General features: G+C 66.8%; 22 protein-coding genes. 13 read left to right on the top strand and 9 right to left on the bottom strand.

Annotated features, from left to right (window positions below; genetic code table 11):
* The first annotated feature begins 1 nt into the window (after window position 1).
* Genes nirD through AOP74_RS11025 form a run of 10 tightly spaced genes read left to right on the top strand, consistent with a single transcriptional unit; the run spans window position 2 to window position 6,847 of the window.
* A complete protein-coding gene (gene nirD, locus AOP74_RS11070; protein WP_061962413.1) occupies window positions 2-373 on the top strand; it encodes a nitrite reductase small subunit NirD in 372 nt (123 codons plus the stop codon).
* The gene (gene cobA / locus AOP74_RS11065; RefSeq protein WP_061962412.1) at window positions 370-1,599 is read left to right on the top strand and encodes a uroporphyrinogen-III C-methyltransferase; all 1,230 of its coding nucleotides are present in this window, start codon (window positions 370-372) and stop codon (window positions 1,597-1,599) included. Before nirD ends, cobA begins: the two co-directional genes overlap by 4 nt.
* A complete protein-coding gene (locus AOP74_RS11060) occupies window positions 1,600-2,715 on the top strand; it encodes a uroporphyrinogen-III synthase (protein ID WP_061962411.1) in 1,116 nt (371 codons plus the stop codon).
* Window positions 2,712-3,398 (top strand): sirohydrochlorin chelatase, encoded by a 687-nt coding sequence (locus tag AOP74_RS11055; protein ID WP_061962410.1) that lies wholly within the window; start codon window positions 2,712-2,714, stop codon window positions 3,396-3,398. The genes AOP74_RS11060 and AOP74_RS11055 overlap by 4 nt, the downstream gene beginning before the upstream one ends.
* Window positions 3,382-4,107, top strand: coding sequence for a HesA/MoeB/ThiF family protein (locus AOP74_RS11050; protein ID WP_082096288.1), 726 nt, complete (start codon window positions 3,382-3,384; stop codon window positions 4,105-4,107). Before AOP74_RS11055 ends, AOP74_RS11050 begins: the two co-directional genes overlap by 17 nt.
* Window positions 4,104-5,291: a molybdopterin molybdotransferase MoeA gene (locus AOP74_RS11045; RefSeq protein WP_061962408.1), complete on the top strand. Its 1,188-nt coding sequence runs from the start codon at window positions 4,104-4,106 to the stop codon at window positions 5,289-5,291. Before AOP74_RS11050 ends, AOP74_RS11045 begins: the two co-directional genes overlap by 4 nt.
* A complete protein-coding gene (gene moaC / locus AOP74_RS11040) occupies window positions 5,288-5,758 on the top strand; it encodes a cyclic pyranopterin monophosphate synthase MoaC (protein WP_061962407.1) in 471 nt (156 codons plus the stop codon). Before AOP74_RS11045 ends, moaC begins: the two co-directional genes overlap by 4 nt.
* Window positions 5,755-6,327 carry a molybdenum cofactor guanylyltransferase gene (gene mobA / locus AOP74_RS11035; RefSeq protein WP_061962406.1) on the top strand — a complete coding sequence of 191 codons (573 nt, stop codon included), beginning with the start codon at window positions 5,755-5,757 and terminating at the stop codon, window positions 6,325-6,327. The genes moaC and mobA overlap by 4 nt, the downstream gene beginning before the upstream one ends.
* A complete protein-coding gene (locus AOP74_RS11030; RefSeq protein WP_061962405.1) occupies window positions 6,324-6,611 on the top strand; it encodes a DUF6457 domain-containing protein in 288 nt (95 codons plus the stop codon). Before mobA ends, AOP74_RS11030 begins: the two co-directional genes overlap by 4 nt.
* Window positions 6,611-6,847, top strand: a complete 237-nt coding sequence (locus AOP74_RS11025) for a MoaD/ThiS family protein (protein WP_061962404.1) — start codon at window positions 6,611-6,613, stop codon at window positions 6,845-6,847. Before AOP74_RS11030 ends, AOP74_RS11025 begins: the two co-directional genes overlap by 1 nt.
* Window positions 6,848-7,123: 276 nt before the next feature.
* Here the strand turns inward: AOP74_RS11025 and AOP74_RS11020 are convergent, their stop codons facing one another.
* From AOP74_RS11020 to AOP74_RS10990, 7 genes are read right to left on the bottom strand one after another with little or no spacing between them, the layout of a single operon-like run.
* Window positions 7,124-8,167, bottom strand: coding sequence for an ABC transporter ATP-binding protein (locus AOP74_RS11020; protein ID WP_082096284.1), 1,044 nt, complete (start codon window positions 8,165-8,167; stop codon window positions 7,124-7,126).
* Window positions 8,164-8,952 (bottom strand): ABC transporter permease, encoded by a 789-nt coding sequence (locus AOP74_RS11015; protein ID WP_236683814.1) that lies wholly within the window; start codon window positions 8,950-8,952, stop codon window positions 8,164-8,166. The genes AOP74_RS11020 and AOP74_RS11015 overlap by 4 nt, the downstream gene beginning before the upstream one ends.
* Window positions 8,949-9,737, bottom strand: a complete 789-nt coding sequence (gene modA, locus AOP74_RS11010) for a molybdate ABC transporter substrate-binding protein (RefSeq protein ID WP_061962402.1) — start codon at window positions 9,735-9,737, stop codon at window positions 8,949-8,951. The genes AOP74_RS11015 and modA overlap by 4 nt, the downstream gene beginning before the upstream one ends.
* Window positions 9,734-10,138 carry a TOBE domain-containing protein gene (locus tag AOP74_RS11005; protein WP_061962401.1) on the bottom strand — a complete coding sequence of 135 codons (405 nt, stop codon included), beginning with the start codon at window positions 10,136-10,138 and terminating at the stop codon, window positions 9,734-9,736. Before AOP74_RS11005 ends, modA begins: the two co-directional genes overlap by 4 nt.
* Window positions 10,139-10,177: 39 nt before the next feature.
* Complete coding sequence (gene moaA, locus AOP74_RS11000; RefSeq protein WP_061962400.1) at window positions 10,178-11,179, bottom strand: GTP 3',8-cyclase MoaA; 1,002 nt, start codon at window positions 11,177-11,179, stop codon at window positions 10,178-10,180.
* A complete protein-coding gene (locus tag AOP74_RS10995) occupies window positions 11,176-11,592 on the bottom strand; it encodes a molybdenum cofactor biosynthesis protein MoaE (RefSeq protein WP_061962399.1) in 417 nt (138 codons plus the stop codon). The genes moaA and AOP74_RS10995 overlap by 4 nt, the downstream gene beginning before the upstream one ends.
* The gene (locus AOP74_RS10990; protein ID WP_061962398.1) at window positions 11,589-12,086 is read right to left on the bottom strand and encodes a MogA/MoaB family molybdenum cofactor biosynthesis protein; all 498 of its coding nucleotides are present in this window, start codon (window positions 12,084-12,086) and stop codon (window positions 11,589-11,591) included. The genes AOP74_RS10995 and AOP74_RS10990 overlap by 4 nt, the downstream gene beginning before the upstream one ends.
* Window positions 12,087-12,265: 179 nt before the next feature.
* Here AOP74_RS10990 and AOP74_RS10985 point away from each other — a divergent pair, with 179 nt between their 5' ends.
* The 3 genes from AOP74_RS10985 to AOP74_RS10975 are packed head-to-tail and all read left to right on the top strand — an operon-like array spanning window position 12,266 to window position 15,629.
* Window positions 12,266-13,870: a circularly permuted type 2 ATP-grasp protein gene (locus AOP74_RS10985; protein WP_061962397.1), complete on the top strand. Its 1,605-nt coding sequence runs from the start codon at window positions 12,266-12,268 to the stop codon at window positions 13,868-13,870.
* Complete coding sequence (locus AOP74_RS10980; RefSeq protein WP_061962619.1) at window positions 13,864-14,796, top strand: alpha-E domain-containing protein; 933 nt, start codon at window positions 13,864-13,866, stop codon at window positions 14,794-14,796. The genes AOP74_RS10985 and AOP74_RS10980 overlap by 7 nt, the downstream gene beginning before the upstream one ends.
* Complete coding sequence (locus tag AOP74_RS10975) at window positions 14,793-15,629, top strand: transglutaminase family protein (protein ID WP_061962396.1); 837 nt, start codon at window positions 14,793-14,795, stop codon at window positions 15,627-15,629. Before AOP74_RS10980 ends, AOP74_RS10975 begins: the two co-directional genes overlap by 4 nt.
* A 58-nt stretch (window positions 15,630-15,687) precedes the next feature.
* Here AOP74_RS10975 and AOP74_RS10970 read toward each other — a convergent pair whose 3' ends face one another.
* Both AOP74_RS10970 and AOP74_RS12255 read right to left on the bottom strand, forming a co-directional pair.
* The gene (locus tag AOP74_RS10970) at window positions 15,688-16,887 is read right to left on the bottom strand and encodes an S-layer homology domain-containing protein (protein ID WP_061962395.1); all 1,200 of its coding nucleotides are present in this window, start codon (window positions 16,885-16,887) and stop codon (window positions 15,688-15,690) included.
* 202 nt (window positions 16,888-17,089) lie between these two features.
* Entirely contained in the window at window positions 17,090-17,401 is a 312-nt protein-coding gene (locus AOP74_RS12255) for a hypothetical protein (protein ID WP_061962394.1), read from the bottom strand.
* Between the last annotated feature and the right edge of the window lie 204 nt (window positions 17,402-17,605).

The raw sequence follows: 17,605 nt of genomic DNA, 5'->3' as shown, positions 1-17,605 counted from the left end.
CATGACCACCACAATCCCCGCCAACGCGGTGGCCGTGTGCGCCTACGACGACCTGATCCCTGACCTCGGCGTGGCCGCGCTCGTCGGCGACACTCAGGTGGCCGTGTTCCGCCTCGACGACGACTCCGTGCGCGCGGTGCAAAACCTGTGCCCGTTTTCGGGAGCGTCAGTCATGAGCCGCGGGATCACGGGCTCGCGTGGGGATGAGCCCACCATCGCCTCGCCCATCTACAAGCAGGTTTTCTCCCTTGTCACGGGCGAATGTCTGGTGACGATGGACAAACTTCCCGTCACTGGGAGCGCCGACTTGGCGGTCTACCAGGTCAGCATCGACAATGGCCAGGTGATGATCAACCTGGCTGGTGGCCAATGACCGTTCTCCTTGGATTGGAGCTGCGTGGCCGTTCCGTCGTGATCGCCGGTGCTGGCACCGTCGCGACGCGTCGGGTGCGCCGCTTCGTGGGCGATGGTGCCCTTGTCATGGTGGTGGCCCCTGAGGTCAGCGAGGACATTGAGCGCCTGGCGCTACATGGAGACATCACTGTGCACCGCCGTGGAATTGAAGAAGCCGATCTTGACGACGCGTGGTTTGTCCTTGCGGCCACAGATGACCCCGCCCTGAACGATGCGATTGCCTCATGGGCTGAGGCGCGGCGCGTTTTCTGCATCGATGCTTCCGACGCATCCAAGGGCACGGCACGCCAGGCGGCGATGAGCCGCCACGGAGAGACCGCCGTGGGTGTGCTGTCGCTTGGCTCTCCCGACCCTGGCCGCATTCGCGCAGTGCGTGACGCTGTCGCCGCACACATCGACGCAGGCGAGGTTGACCTGCGACGCCGCCGCACAGGCGAGGGTCGCGTAATTTTGGTGGGCTCCGGGCCTGGTGACCCAGGCCTGATGACCGTCCGTGGCAAGCAGGCGCTCGCGGAGGCCGATGTCGTGGTCACCGACCGCCTGGGCGCCACTGAACTGTTGGTTGCGTTGCCGCCGGACGTCGAGGTCATCAACGTCGGCAAGTCTCCCGACCGCCACCCCGTTCCTCAGCATGAGATCAACCGCATCCTCGTCGAGCGCGCACAGGCGGGCAACACCGTGGTCCGGCTCAAGGGCGGCGATCCGTACGTCTTTGGACGCGGCGGCGAGGAAGTACACGCGTGCGTCGAGGCCAAGGTGAGCGTCGAGGTCGTGCCAGGAGTGACATCGGCCCTCTCCGTTCCGGCCTTGGCCGGTATCCCCGTTACCCAGCGTGGAGTTTCGACGTCAGTCCACGTCACCACCGGACACGCGGGCGCGGACGAGGCTGCCGTGGCGTCGATGGCCGCTGGCGCCACCACCGTGTTCCTCATGGGCGTCACCGCGCTGCCGGGCATCGTCGAGGCCGCTGTGGGCGCGGGCTGTGATCCGCTGACCCCGTTTGCGATCATCGAGAACGGCTCCACGGCCCGTGAGCGCGTGACCCACGGGGCACTCAGCACCATTGTTGGTATCGCATCTGAAACCCAGGTGAAACCTCCTGCCGTTATCGTCGTGGGGACGGTCGCCGAAGAGGGCATTCTCGCCTCGTCTATCGCGGCGACCCCGGAGCCCAAGGGGGACTAAATGAGCGACGCCGGTGACGTCCTCGCAGGATGCGTCCTAGTGATCACGGCCGATCGTCGCAAGCGCGAGTTCGCGTCTGCATTGGAGCGGCGCGGTGCGAGCGTGATCCATGCGCCAGCTCTCAGCACGGTGCCGCACCTCGATGACGACAAGTTGATCGCGGACACCCACGCTGTCATCAAGGCGAAGCCCGATGTTGTGGTTGCCACCACGGGCATCGGCTTCCGCGGCTGGGTGGAAGCGGCGGACGCTGTCGGCCTCGCCGAACCCCTGCTCGAGGTCTTGCGCGGGGCGCGGCTGATTGCCCGTGGTCCCAAGGCGCGTGGTGCGATTCAGGCTGCGGGCCTGCAGGCGGACTGGGTCGCGGAGTCTGAGACCGCCGCGGAACTGCGTGACTATCTTGTTGCTGAGGGCGTCGACGGCCTGACCATCGCGGTGCAACACCACGGCAGCGGGTCCGACGGACTGGATGAAGCATTCGTGGAGGCCGGCGCCAAGGTGCTGAGCCTCGTGATTTACGGGTGGGGACCACCGGCTGACCCCCAGTCCCACCGCGACGCCATCGATGCCGCGGCGCATGGGCGGGCAGACGCCGTGTTGTTCACATCCGCTCCGGGCGCTCAGGAATGGCTGCAAGGCGTCGACGAGGCGGGGGTGATGGAGCCTCTGGCTCAGCGTGTGGCTGACGGCGACCTCGTGTTGGCCACCGTTGGTCCCGTGACTGCCGCGCCCCTCGAGGCCGCTGGGCTGAAGACCTGCTATCCGGACAGGTGGCGCCTGGGCGCTCTGGTCCGAGAGCTGGTGAAGCACTACAGCGACACCACTTCGGCGATACCGACTCCTGACGGCCCGCTTGTGTTGCGGGCGACGGCGGCGGTCCTTGACGGACGGGTCCTCCCGCTGACGCCAACGGGCCTCGACATTTTGAAGGCGCTCGCGGCGGCGAGGGGATCGGTGCTCACGCGGGACCAGCTGAGCGAGTTCCTGCCAGGGGCCCAAACTGGCCCGCATGCTGTTGAAGCCGCCATCAACCGTCTTCGCGACAATGCGGGGTCACGCGGGTTGGTCCGCACCGTGGTCAAGCGTGGCTACGCGCTGGGGGTGACCGCAGCATGACATCGCCAATCCTGATCGGATGCGCTCACGGCACGCGCGGCGAAGAGGGGCAAGCCACGATCCGTGCGCTTCTTGACGACGTGCGCGCCAGCACCGGCCTGGACGTGCGTGAGGCGTATGTCGATGTCCAGGACCCGCGCATTGACGAGGTCGTCAAGGCAATACCCGAGGGCCAGGGCATCAGCGCAGTCGTGGTGCCATTGCTCCTTGCCGGCGGCTATCACGTCTACGTGGACATCGCCCAGGCGGTCGAGCACAGGGCCGATGTCGTGGCCGCTCCCGCCCTTGGGCCCGACTCCCGGTTGATTGACATCGTGGTGCAGCGCCTCGACGAGCAGGGTGTTGAGCGCGACGCAACCGTGGTGCTGGCCGCTGCAGGGTCATCCGATCCCCGGTCCCAGGCCGACACCGATGCGGCAGCGGAGATGCTCCGGGAGCGGTGGGACGGCCCGGTGCGGGTGGGTTTCGCGGCAGGCACCAAGCCGTCGGTGGCAGATGCTGTTGAGCAGGCCCGTACCAACGGGGAAGAGGGCGTTGTGGCTGTCGCGTCGTACCTGCTGGCACCAGGCTTCTTTCAGAGTAAGTTGGAACAGGCGGGAGCCGACTTTGTGACGCCTCCGCTCGCACCGCATCCAGCCCTCCTCGAGATTGTCGCCGATCACTTCAATGACCTCATCTCTTGATCCATACGCCAGGCAACGTGGCCTGACGGGATTTGGCGAGCCGGGTCAGGAAGCACTCAGCCACTCCAGCGTGGTCGTGGTGGGCGCCGGGGGACTTGGGTGCCCAGCGAGTCAATACCTTGCTGCGGCAGGAGTTGGTCGGCTCACCCTCATCGACGACGATCACGTATCCGTCACCAACCTGCATCGCCAACTCTTGTTCACACCGGAGGATGTGGGGCGTCCCAAGGTTGATGCGGCTGCACAGGCGTTGGTGCGCCAGTCGCCGCATTGCGACGTGGTGGCGATCCGGGCGCGGCTCACTTCTGACAACGCCGACGCGCTCCTGCACGGTGCGGATGTGGTCGTCGACGCCACGGACACGATGCCGGTGCGGCGCCTCATCGAAGCCGCCGCTCACAGGGCCGGGATACCGGTGGTGTGGGGCGCGGTGCAGGGGTGGCACGGGCAGGTCACGGTCTTCGGTGCCGGTCATCGGCTTGATGACGTCTTCCCTGGGCCTGACGCGCTCGACCTCGAGACCTGCGACGGTGGCGCGGTGCTCGGGACCGCGTGCGGACAGATCGGCACGGCGATGGCGACCGAGGCGCTCAAACTCGCGTCCGGGTTGCCAAGTGAACTTGCCGGAGTGCTCAGCGTGCTGGATGGTCGCTCGGGACGCTGGCGCGACGTCGCGATCGCTCCCGCGCCCCAAGGAGCGCAATCATGAGGCCTGTCGACGAGCATGTCGGGGAAGCCGTCTCGCTCGTCGAGCGCCTGACCTCGGAGTCTGTGCCTCTCGAGGATGCCTACCGACGCGTCCTTGCCGAGCCCGCGGTGGCCCGCGACGATGGACCGCCGTTCGATAACTCCGCGATGGATGGCTACGCCGTGCGCCGGGCCGACGCAACCGCGGGTGCGACCCTGCCGCTGGCCGCCGACATCGCCGCCGGCAGCGGCTTGCCCGATGCCCTGGCGCATGGGCACGCCGCACGCATCATGACCGGCGCTCCTGTGCCATCTGGGGCCGATGCCGTGGTCCCGGTGGAGAAGGCAACCTTGGGATCCGACTCGGTCACCATCGATGTCGCGCCCTCCGAAGGTGCGCACATTCGCAGGCGCGGGGAGGACACGCGCGCCGGCGACGAGGTCGTCGCACCTGGGACTGTTTTGGGTCCGTGGCAGCTGGCGGCCGTGGCATCGGCCGGGTACGGCACGGTGAGCGTCACACGCCGGCCACGAGTGGCGGTCCTCGCCACCGGCGACGAGCTCGTGGACCCAGGCAGCACCCCTGGCGCTGGCCAAATTTCGGACTCGAACTCCACGCTCTTGGCGGCCCTTGTGCGCGACTACGGTGGCGTGCCCGTCGTGCTGCCGCGCGCCGGCGACGCTCCCGGGGCGGTCTCGGCGACGCTCGCGGGTATCGACGCCGACCTCATCGTGACCGCCGGTGGGGCCTCCGTGGGCGCGTATGACCCCGTGAAGGCCGACCTCATCGATCGCGGCGTGACGTTCCACGCTGTCGCCATGCAGCCGGGCAAACCCCAGGGACTAGGACTCGTCGACGGCACTCCGATCGCGTGTTTGCCGGGCAACCCCGTGTCCGTCGCCGCAACCTTCGCAGTCGTCGTGGCGCCCATGATGCGGCGCCTGCTGGGCGTCGCCACTCCGCGTGGCTACACGGCTCGGGCGGGAAGTACGTGGCGGACACCGTCCGGGCGAGCTCAGTATTTGCCGGCAGTTGTTGATGCAGGCGGCGCTGTTCACCCCGCCACGCCCCGCGGGTCCCAGTCACATCTTGTGGCGTCTCTTGCCCGCGGGCGATTGCTTGCCGTCGTCCCGGCGAGCGTGGACGAGGTCCACCCCGGCGATACCGTGGGCCTGATGAGTATGAGCCTGGAGGGCACCCCATGAGCGATTTCACCCACCTCGACGAATCCGGCCACGCGCGGATGGTCGATGTCACGGCCAAGGTGCCCACGGTCCGCAGCGCCACCGCCGAGGCATTCGTTGCGTGTGCGCCGCACGTCGTCGACGCGCTTCGCGATGGCTCGGTCCCCAAGGGCGACGTTCTTGCCGTGGCGCGGGTCGCGGGAATCGCGGCGGCCAAGCGCACGCCCGAGCTCCTCCCGCTCGCGCACGTCATCGGGGTCCACGGCGTGGTGGTCGATGTCGAGATCACCGACGACGGCGTTCGCATTGAGGCCACCGCACGAACAGCAGACCGCACCGGCGTCGAAATGGAAGCCCTCACCGCGGCATCGGTCGCCGCTCTCAACGTCGTTGACATGGTGAAGGGCCTCGACAAGGGCACCTCGATCCGGGACGTGCAGCTGCTGCGCAAGACCGGGGGCAAGTCGGGGGACTGGACGCGCGAGTGATCCTCGATGCTGTGATCCTGGCTGGCGGCCGCGGCTCGCGCCTTGGGGGCGTCGACAAGCCGTCGATTGAGGTCGGGGATGCGACACTCCTCGACCACGCTCTCGCTGCAGCCGGGGTCGCCCGCGCACGCTGCGTGGTTGGCCAGGCGGACCCGCGACCTGGCGTCCCCGTGGTGCGCGAAGACCCGCCATTCTCAGGCCCCGTCGCAGCCATTGCGGCCGGTATGGATGCGCTTGCCGCAGACAGCGACGCAGTCCTCGTCCTTGCGTGCGACATGCCGTACGCGGCCCAGGCGGTGCCTGACCTCATCGCATCGTTGAGTGCCCCCTACGGCGACTCCCCAGATGGCGCATGGGCAGTCGATCGGGAAGGTCATACGCAGCCGCTCTTGGCGGTGTACCGAACGGCCTCGTTGCGACGCGCAATCGAGTCGCTCGACACCGTCGTGGGTGCGTCGATGCGCCGACTCGTCGCCGACCTAGTGATGACACGAGTGCCCATTGAGCGGGCGGCGCGAGATGCCGACACCTGGAATGATGTACATAGCCTGCGGAAGGAGTGGACATGACAAACACGCAGTTGGAAGCTTGGGTTGAGGCGCTCGCCACGGAGCTCGAGGTGGATACCGGTGTCGTCGACATCGACCGGCTTCTCGACGCCGCCCGTGAAGCGGCCCATGCCGTGTCCCGTCCCGCCGCGCCGCTCACCACGTTCCTGATGGGATACGCGGTCGGCCGTGCCTCGGTCGGTGAGGAAGGCCCCGACGAGGGAGCCGCCGCAGAAGCCTTCGACGATGCCCGCTACGCGGCACGCCGCATCAGCGACAGCTGGACACAGGAGATGCCGGGCTAATGGCCACGGTGCGTCTGTTCGCCGCAGCGAGCGAGGCCGCAGGAGTGGACCAGACTGCCGTCGACGCCGGTTCGGTCGGCGAAGTCCGATCGCGACTCGTGGAAAACCACGGGGGTGACCTTGAACGCGTGCTGAACCAGTGCTCTTTTATGGTCGACGGCACGCGAGCCGACGACGACACCGCAATCACAGCATCGGCTCTCGTCGATGTCCTGCCCCCCTTCGCAGGCGGCTAACCCCTCCTCTCCTCGCCGCTGACTCACCCCTCACTTCCCCTGGCCGTACATACTCGGCGGAGTTTTGGGTTCGCGGGCACCGTGGCCGTCACTTTTCGTTGATTTCCGGCCGATGCTCTGCCCCCCACCGCGCCTCGTCGCCGCCGATGGGGTGGCTGAGTTCCTATGGCGCTGGTTTTCCGTCGATAAGTGACGGCCAGGAGTTGCGCACCTCAGTTTTCCCGCCGTGTATGTACGGCAAGGGGGAAAAGCCGGGGAAGTGGGGGTGGAAGCGGGCTATCGGGTGGGGCTGTAGAGCTCCGGTCGCGGCGCAAGGGCAAACGAGATGGGGTCGCCGACGCGCAGGTCGACGCCTTGCTCGGGGTCGACATCGGCCGCGAGCAGGTGCCCCCACACCCGCATCGCATCGCCGTGGTGCTCGATGCGCGCGACAACATCGGTCACGTCGCCGTTCACGGCCTCAGTCACCTGCACGTGCCGCGGGGAGATCGCCACGAGCGCGGCGTCGCCGGGGGATAGGCCACACAACTCCGCAGCGACCACGGTGCCATCGTCGAGTGTGAGGCCGGTCGCTGCCGCCGTGCCGCGGAGCAAGACCCGCCCGGCCATCGCCGCCGCGAAACGCGAGACGGGCTGACTCAGGACCGCTTGGGTAGTCCCGGCATCCGCGACGGAACCGGAGTCCAGCACGACGACATGGTCCGCAAGCCCCCAAGCATCAGCGGCATCGTGGGTGGCGATGACTGTCGTGATGGTGCGTCCGGCCTGGCGCACGAGTCCGCGCACGGCAATGGCCGCTTCGACATCGATTCCGGCGAAGGGCTCGTCCAGGAGTAGGGCGCGAGGCTCGGCCGCGAGTGCACGGATGATGGCCACGCGCCGCGCCTGGCCGCCCGACAACGTGGCTGGGCGACGGTCGGCGAGATCCTCGAGATCACCCGCGGCGAGGTGCTGGTGAGCGGCGGCGCGGGCATCAGCGCGAGACACGCCGCGAGCGCGGATCCCGAAAGCCACGTTGTCGAGCACGGTGAGGGACGGAAAGAGGTCGTCCTTTTGTGTGACCAGCGTGATGCGACGTGCCGCGGCGTCGATCGTGCCCGCACCGGGATCGCCCACATCAAACAAGACGGACTGGTCGAGCCTTGCGTGCCCGCGCGCCGGCGTGAGCGTCCCCGCGAGCGCCGCCAGAACCGTAGATTTTCCGGAGCCATTGGGACCCAGGAGCGCGATCAGACCCGCTCCGGGAATCGAGATCCTGCAATCGACGCCCCGCTCTGGCACCGCGATGTGCGCGTCAATGCTCATCGTGGCCGCGCTCATCGGGCGCTCCGCATGAGTGGCCGGTAGGCGAGCGCCACCACCACAATCGCTACCGCCAGGAGCACCATCGCCAAGGCGACCGCGGCGGCCGCGTCGCTTTCGCGCTGCAGGTAGATCTCGAGCGGCAGGGTCCGGGTGACGCCCTCCATTGACCCAGCGAACGTCAGCGTCGCGCCGAACTCCCCGAGCGCCCGCGCAAATGACAGCACCATGCCGGTGGCCAGCGCCGGCGCGACCGCTGGGACGGTCACTGCCCAGAAGATGCGGGACCGTCCGGCACCGAGCGTGGACGCGATCGATTCGTGATGAGGCGAGCGTGACCGCACGGCGGACTCCGTTGCGAGCACCATGAAGGGCATCGCGACGAAAGTCTGCGCCAACACGACGGCTGTCGTCGAGAACGCGATGTCAATCCCCATCGATGACAACCACCCACCCAGCAGACCTTGCCGCCCAAAGGCGTACAGCAGCGCGAGTCCACCCACCACGGGCGGCAGCACGAGCGGCGCCAGAACTACAGCGCGCACCACGCGTTGCCAGCGAGACGTCCACGCGGCCAGCGCGAATCCCAGGGGCGCGCCCAGCACCACGCACAGGACCGTCGCCAACACCGCGGTGCGAAGCGACAGACCCATGGCCTGCATCGCCGCCGGCGACGACAGCAACTCGGGCAGTTGCCCCCACGGCGTGCGCGCGACGGTGGCGAGGATGGGAATCGCGATCACGCCTGCGGCGGCCAGCGCGAGGGGAATCATCCACCGCGGGAGGGCCGATGCTCGGGTCACGGTGGGCCGAAGCCAAACTCGCGGAGCGTGGCTTGGCCGGGTTCGGACAGCACGTAGGCGACAAAGGTATCCGCGAGCGCGGGGTCACCAGCGGTGGTGAGGCGGGCAATGGGATACGTGGTCCGGGCCGCTGCGTAGACGTCGGGGTCATCTGAGACGGGGACCTCGTCCGACTCGCCGTCGGCGGCGATCACATCCGTGACGTACACGAGCCCCGCGTCTGCTTGCCCAGTGGTCACCTTCGCGAGCACGTCAGTGACCGCGAGCTCTTCGCTGACGGGGGTCAGTTCCACGTCGGCGGCGTCCGCGGTCGCCTGCGCTAACTCTCCGCACGGGACCGGGACGGCGCACGTGACGACGTCGAGGTCGGGGTTGTCGAGGTCCGCGATCGATTCGATTCCGTGAGGGTTGCCCGGAGTTACCGCGATCGTGAGGGTCGACGACGCCAGGGGGAGTGGCTCTGGTGCAAGCCCGTCCTCGTTTACGCGCGCCATTTGCGCGGCGTTTGCTGAGGCAAAGGCGTCGCCGCCCGCACCCTCCAGAATCTGGGTCGCAAGGGACGAGGATCCGCCGACGTTGAGCCGCACGTCCACCGCTGTCCGGGTCGCTTCAAAGTCGTCCGCGAGACGGTCCATCACCTGGCCCAGCGAGGCCGCGGTATGCACGGTCAGTACGTCGGCTTCATCTTCGGAGCTACAGGCTGTCGCCGTGAGCGCCACCGCGCCGGCGGCCGTAACGAGTGCAAGTCTGCGGGCCGTGACCCACCCTCGGCGCACGTGACTCATGCCTTGTCCTTGTCGCGCTCGACGATGACGGTGGTGGCTTTCACGACAGCTGTGGCGACGACGCCGGGCTCGAGAGCGAGCTCCCGGACGGCCTCCGTGCTCATGAGCGACACGACGCGGTGCGGGCCACACTGCAGTTCCACCTGTGACATGACGGGATCGGACGTGATGGATGTGACAAGCCCCACGAATTGATTGCGAGCCGAGCGCGCCACCGGGGAATCCTTGGCGGCACCACGTGCTCGCTCGCGGGCGAAATCTGCGACAGCGACGCCGTCGATCAGTGTTCTGCCCGCACTGTCCACTGTGGTGTCGAGGCCGGTCGACTCGACCCAGCGGCGCACAGTGTCGTCGGAGACACCCAAGAGGTGCGCTGCTTCACTGATTCGTAAATGCGGCATGAATCACAGCATAGAACCGCAAAAGCGGAACTTCTAGGGTTAGCCGCCGATCGCGCTCATGGGACGGTCGGGCTGTAGGAAGGACGGGTCGTCGATGTCGTGCCCGGGTCGCTTGAGCCGCAGGCATGTCGCGATCGCTCCCGCGAGGGCCTCGTCGTCGGCGTGGGAGCGCAACAATCCCCGAATGTCCGACTCCTCGCGCGAGAACAAGCACGCACGCAACTGGCCGTCGGCCGTGAGACGCACGCGGTCGCACGTTCCACAGAACGGGGCCGTCACGGACGCGATGACGCCCACCGAAGAGGGCCCGCCATCGATGTCCCACACTTGCGCCGGGGCGGCGCCGCGGTCGTCGCGCTCCGTGAGCGTCCACCGGTCAGTGAGTTGGGCAAGGATTTCCTCGCCGGTGACCATCTCCTTGCGGTCCCACGTGTGTCCGGCGTCCAGCGGCATCTGCTCGATAAAGCGCATCTGATAGCCGCGGTCCACGCAGTACTGGGTCAAATCAACGACTTCGTCGTCATTGATGCCGCGCATCGCGACGGCGTTGATCTTGATCGGGGTAAGTCCCGCGGCTTCGGCAGCGGCGACGCCGGCCAGCGTCTCCGTTAGCTTGTCGCGACGCGTGAGTTCGTGAAAGCGGTCGCGCCGGAGTGTGTCGAGCGAGATGTTGACACGCGCGAGCCCCGCATCGTGGAGTGCATCCGCGAGGGCCGGTAGCCGCAAGGCATTCGTTGTGAGGGACACCTCAGGCCGGCCGCGCGGCCCCTCAAGGTGAGCCAACCTGTCCACGACGTCCACAACATCGGCCCTCAGCAATGGCTCTCCGCCCGTCAGGCGGATCTCTTCAATGCCCATCTCGACCGCCACGCGGGCCACGCGAACGATCTCTTCTGTCGACAGCATCGTGTCGCGCTGGAGCCACTGCACGCCTTCGGCCGGCATGCAGTACGTGCACCGGAGAGAACAGCGGTCGGTCAACGAGATGCGCAGGTCACGGTGCTCGCGCCCAAAGCGGTCGGTGAGTCCGGGATGTGTCATGTGATTCCCACCCATGTGTGTGAGCCGTCCGCGAGAATCTCGAGCTTCCAAATCGGGGCCTCCGCCTTGACTCGTTCGACAACTTCGCGGCACGCCTCGAAGGCTTCGGCGCGGTGAGGTGCCGCGGCTGCCGCGATGATCGCGGTGTCACCTACGTGAAGCAGGCCGATGCGGTGAGTCAGTGAGATGCGCACGTTCGCCTGGGACACCTCCCGCACAATTCGCTCGATGACGGCCGGTGCGTCGGGGTGAGCGCTGTACTCCAGCGCAGTGACGACGCCGTCCACGGAAGGATCATGATTGCGTACGCGCCCAATGAACGTGGCCACGGCGCCGTCGGCATCCGTCGCGACCGCGGTGACATGGGCCTCGAGGCACAATGGAGTCGAACTCACGAACTCGGCGTTGGTCATGCGTGGTCACCGCCGCGCACCTGGCCCACGAGGTGGCCCAGGATTGGAATGAGCAAGGCAATGCCCTCGCGGGCGGCGTTCTCGGAGCCCGGCAGGTTCACGATGATGGCGCGGTGCGGTGCCGGAGTGACGCCCGCAAGCCCACGACTGACGGCGGCCATGGGGGTGCTCTCAGCTCCGTGACGCCGCAGGAGCTCGGGGATTCCTGGGAGTTCTTGCGCGAGCAACCCGACAGTGGCCTCGGGGGTAACGTCGCGCGGGCCCACGCCCGTGCCACCCGTCGTGATGACGACGCGGCACCCTGACTCGACCGTCTCTGTGATGACGTCTCGCACGGAGTCGATGCCGTCGGGGATGAGTCGGGATGTGACGTCCGCGCCCTCAGCCGCGAGGGCGTCAGCAATGACCGGACCTGCCGTGTCGGGCAATGTGCCGGCGGCTCGCCGGTCTGACACCGTGATCACGGCGACGGACAGGTCTGGCAACCCGGGCATCGGCCCTCCTGACGTGGCGTTGTGTCGTCCAGTGTAAGGAGCGGTTGTCACGGACATGTTGCAGAAAGGTCGCCCGAGCGCGGCCTCGACGGAGAGGACAACGGTCCTGGGAGCTAGATGCCTCGTACTAGACGCATGTTCGTCACGCGAATGTGACAACAGGCCGTTACCGTGGGGTAATGACCGATGCTGCGACCCCTTGGAGCGGATACGCGCCGGCTGCGGCGTGGGACGAGGCGATGGAGGTCGACGGACAAATCCGTGAGCCCTACGCCCGCGTTTACGACGAGATCGGCCGAATGTCCGGCGACGACCTGCGCTCGCGGGCAGAGGCGCTGGCCTCGACCTACCTCGCGCAGGGCGTGACGTTCGACCACGCGGGTGAGGAGCGGCCTTTCCCCTTGGACATTGTTCCCCGGGTGATCGGTAGCGACGAGTGGGACATCATCTCGCCCGGTGTCGCTCAGCGCGTGCGCACACTTGAGGCGTTCCTCGCGGACGTCTACGGATCACAGCGCTGCGTGACCGATGGTGTGGTTCCGCGAAAACTGATCGCCACCAGCCAATACTTCTATCGTGCGGTCGCTGGAGTGGAGCCGGCCAACGGCGTGCGTGTCCACGTGTCCGGCATTGACTTGGTGCGTGACCAGCACGGCATCTGGCGCGTTCTCGAGGACAACGTGCGCGTCCCATCGGGTGTGAGCTACGTCTTGTCGAACAGACGAGCCATGTCGCAAATGTTCCCCGAGCTCTTTGGGGCTATGGGGATAAGGCCGGTACTCGAGTACTCGAGGCGCCTGCGCTCAGCGCTTGCAAAGAGTGCCCCGGAAGGCGTCCATGATCCCACGATCGTGTTGCTGACCCCCGGCGTATATAACTCGGCGTATTACGAGCACTCCCTCCTCGCCCGGACCATGGGTGTCGAACTCGTTGAAGGGCGTGACCTCGAGACAGTCAACGGGCACGTCTTCATGCGCACCACCGGTGGCCGCCGGCGCGTGGACGTGATTTATCGCCGCGTCGATGACGACTTCCTGGATCCGGTGAAGTTTCGCTCCGATTCCGCGCTCGGCGCTCCGGGCCTCATTTACGCGGCTCGGATGGGCAACGTCACGATCGCGAATGCGGTGGGCAACGGCGTCGCGGACGACAAGCTGATTTATACCTACATGCCGGACCTCACGCGGTACTACCTGGGGGAAGATCCCATCCTGCCCAATGTCGACACGTGGCGTCTGGAAGAGCCGGAAGCTCGCGAGGAAGTGCTCGACCGCCTGGACGAACTGGTCGTGAAGCCCGTCGACGGAGCCGGTGGAAAAGGCGTGCTGATCGGTCCGAAGGCGTCGAAGACCGAGCTGGATGAGGCTCGCAAGCACATCCAAAAGGACCCACGCGGCTGGATCGCGCAGCCGGTCGTGCAGTTGTCCACCGTGCCGACATTGACCGAGGACGGTCTCCAGCCCCGGCACGTCGACCTCAGGCCCTTCGCAATCAACGACGGCGAAGAGCAGTGGGTCTTGCCCGGCGGTCTCACGCGCGTGGCTTTGGAGCGCGGTCAGTTGATCGTCAACTCTTCGCAAGGCGGCGGCTCCAAGGACACCTGGGTGCTGGGTGGAGTGCGGCAGCGACGCAAGGTGCCTACCCCCGAGGAAAGCCTCGTGGAACTGGCGGGCATGGCCTCCGTGCCGCAGTCGGCTCACCCCGAAGACATGGTGGCGGGACAACAGCAACAGCAACAGCAACAGCAACGCCTGAATGACGGATCGGAGTGCCCGCCATGCTGAGCCGCATCGCTGAGTCACTGTTCTGGATTGGGCGTTACGTCGAGCGCGCGGACAACACAGCGCGCTTGCTGGACGTCCACCTCAACGTGCTCCTCGAAGACCCGTGGGTAGATGAGCCCTCCGCCAACGCATCCCTCCTGAGCGTGATGAACGTGCAGTTCACCGAGGATCGGGATGTCACGCAGGCCGACATCCTTACCCACTTGGCCTACGACTCGAAGGAGTTGTCCTCGATAGCAGGCTCACTCACGGCCGCACGCGAGAACGCGCGCCGCGCACGCGAGGTCATTTCGACAGAAGTGTGGGAGAGCCTCAACACGACGCGCATGGAGCTGCGTCGTTGGACCAACCGCGCGCGTCGACCCCACGAGTACTTTGTGTGGGTCCGCGAGCGAACGGCCGTGATGCGTGGACTCGCGAGCGCGACAACCTCTCGTGACGACGTCTGGAACTTCCTTGAGCTGGGACGCTCGCTCGAGCGCGCGGACATGATCGCGAGGCTCCTCATGACGCGGTCGCTCGACGGCACCACGGGACCCGACTGGACCACTCTCTTGCGCACCTGTTCGGCGCACGAGGCGTATTTGCGCACCGTGCGCGCGCTGGTCGCGGAGGAACGCGCCGCCGAGTTCATGCTCATTGACCGTCACTTCCCGCGCTCGATCGCCTACAACCTCAATATGGCGGAGGAGTACCTCACCCGGATCGAGGGAGCGGAACGCAGCCCCACACTCGCGGGCCGCGCCCAGCTCGCACTCGGAAGGGCACGCACCACGCTCGAGTACTCGCCCGTGCGCGACGTCCTCGATGAACTACGACCGCAGATGCAGGCCGTGCAACAGGCCTGTGCGACGGCATCGGACCACATCCGTGACCGTTACTTCCTTCCCGACGCGACAGTGTCGTGGAACCAGGAGGCGCTATGACCACGATGCGCATCGAGCACAGTACGCAGTTCGAGTACGCCGCGGACATTGGCTCGTCATACAACGAGGCGCGGGTCACCCCAGCCTGGTTGCCACGCCAACGTGTCCTGGACTCCAAGGTCTCGATCAGTCCGGTGTCGTGGCGCTCGACGTACCGCGACTATTGGGAGTGCGACGTCACCGTCTTCGAGGTCCTCCAGCCGCACCATTCCTTGCGCGTGAACGCCAACTCGGTGGTCGAGGTCATCTCGAGCGCGCCACGTGAAGAGAAGACGGACTGGAGCACCCTCGAGGGAGACAAGCTCCGTGACCTGTTGTGTGAGTACCTCGAGAACTCGGCGACGACAACGCCACCGGAAGCGATGGTGGAGTTCGCGCGCGACGCCGCCACCAAGCTCAGCCCGGACTCCACCGCGCGCGCAGTGTGCGAACGACTGCACTCTGAGGTCAAGTACGTGTCTGGCGTCACCAGCGTGCACTCGGCCGCACGTGATGCCTGGGATGCAAGGTCAGGGGTTTGTCAGGACATGGCGCAACTGGCCATCGGCACGCTGCGTGCCGTGGGCATTCCGGCCCGTTACGTCTCGGGCTATCTGCACCCGTCCCGGGATGCCTCGATTGGCGAGACCGTCGAAGGTGAGTCGCACGCCTGGCTCGAGTGGTGGACCGGCGAGTGGACTGGCTTCGACCCCACGAACGACCGCGAAGTGGGCGACCACCACGTCATCGTCGGCCGCGCCCGCGAATACCGAGACATCCCGCCACTCATGGGTGTCGTTGCTGGAGCCACCGAAAATCTCAACGTTTCCGTGAAGGTCACCCAGATCGCCTAACGCTCCTGGCACTTTCGAGACGATGCCCACGGACTACCCCGAGCATCGGCCCTCGAAACTATCCGGTGTACTCGAAGTGCCACGGCTCGGGCTTGTTGCCTGATGGCCGCGCCCAGTTCGGGAGCACCCAGTTGTAGCCACTGAGGCGCTCCGTCAACCACGTGTAGGCCTCACCGGAGAATCCGCCCGGCAGTTGCGCTTCCGAGATGTCGATGGCAACGCCCCAGCCGTGATTGGAGGTTCCTGGGGTTGCTGCGAGGAACCCAAACACAGACTTGGCCCGCACTTGCCCACTGAAGTCGCGGTACGAGTCGGACACGGGAATCGCGATGCCGAACTCGGCGTGGAATGCGCTGTTGAGGCGCTCGAGGTCTTCGGCGGCTTGGCACAGGAGCAACTCGTCGCGATCCCATGACAGCGCGCACAGGTGCGACGACTGCAACTCGCCATTGGTCGCCGTGGCACTGACTCGCGCGATCGCCGTACGGTCGTCGCCCGCCACGGATGACCCTGGAGCCCAGGCACGGGTGCCGTCGGCGAGGACTTCGATCCAGCCGTCCCAGGACACCGCTCCCGTCGCGCTCAAGATGGTCCCCGGCGGCACAGTCGTGACGGCGTCGTGCGAGGGCCCTGGTCCCGACCGCAGCGTGGCCGACGCGCTCCCCAGAACCTCGACCTCGGAGTGCCGAAGCAGTGGAGCGTCGCCGTCGGATGATCCGTACCAAATCCCCGCGAGATCAAGTCGGTAGAGCAGTGCGGCAAATCCGCCGCGTGTCATCGAGTCGTGCGGACGGAACTCGGTGCCGGCCTCGCCGTCCCATCCGGTGACGATCTCGGTGTCCGACAGCCACTGCACGGCCTCGAAGAAGGGCGATCCTGGGTCGACGTCAGTAAAGGTGCGCGTCTCCGGCTCGACTACCTCTGGGGAGCCCGCGTAGCGGTACAACAGCGTGGCGATGGCCGCACGGGAGACTTCAGCATCTGGCCAGAACTCCTCGTCGGTCTCGATTCCCCAGGCGTCGTCGACAACCTCGTCGGAGACCCAGGCGATGTGCCGGAAGTCCTCTGACTCAGACGCGTCGACGTCGCTGAAGGGGCTCTCCTCGGGCTCGTCGAAGGCCGGTTGGCCCGTAAAGCGGTATAGGAGATGTGATGCCTCGGACCGAGTGATGAGGTCGTGGGGCCTGAACGTGTAGGTGCCGTCTGCCTCAAGCGTTCCGAGCGCGATCCCTGCCTGTGCCAGCCACGCGATCTCCACCGCAAACTCCGTGTAGAAGGCGCTGGGCAGGTGCTCCGAGACATCCGCGAAGGTGATGCCGGGCTCCTGGGCAGTGGTTGCCGGGGGAACTCCGTTGTCGGGCGCGGAAGGACTCGTGGGCGCCGGCGCGGGGTCGTTGTCGTCCGGCGTGGCGTCATCCGGCTGCGTGGGTGGGGGAGTCGGCTCGGGGTCCGGCGATAGCTTACTTGGCGTCGCGCTCGGTTGAGGCTGGCTCGGTGAGGGCGAGGGGGCCGATGTCGGGGTTGGCTTCGGCGTCGAAGTCGGCTTGGGCGAAGGCGTTGGCTCGGCGGTCGGACTCGGCGATGGCGTGGGACTGACCGATGGCGCGGGGCTGGGCTCCAGCGAGGGCTCGGGTGACGGGCTTGGGTTGGTGGAGGAAGCGTCGGTCGGAGTCGAAGACGTCTCGGGCGCGGGCGACTGGGCGGTGCGTGAGGCGCTCGCGGAGGGCGTCGGCGAAGGATCGTCGACACTCGCGATCGCGGGCGTGGCGCAAAGCGCGAGCAGGGTTCCTAGCCCGATCGCGCCCATCGCGCGGACCGGCCTGCCGCAAGTCCGTCCAGTACGTGTGCGGATGATCAGTCTCCTTTGACGTGACGTCCGACGCGCACCGCTGGGAGCGGTACGCGCATTCCCATTGTGGCGCGCTCCATCCAATCTTGCGAGGTGAGGCGAGGCCTTTTGGGGGTTGCACCAAGGC

Source organism: Demequina flava, from assembly GCF_000975035.1.
GTDB lineage: Bacteria > Actinomycetota > Actinomycetes > Actinomycetales > Demequinaceae > Demequina > Demequina flava.
This window is presented reverse-complemented; position numbering and strand designations above follow the sequence as displayed.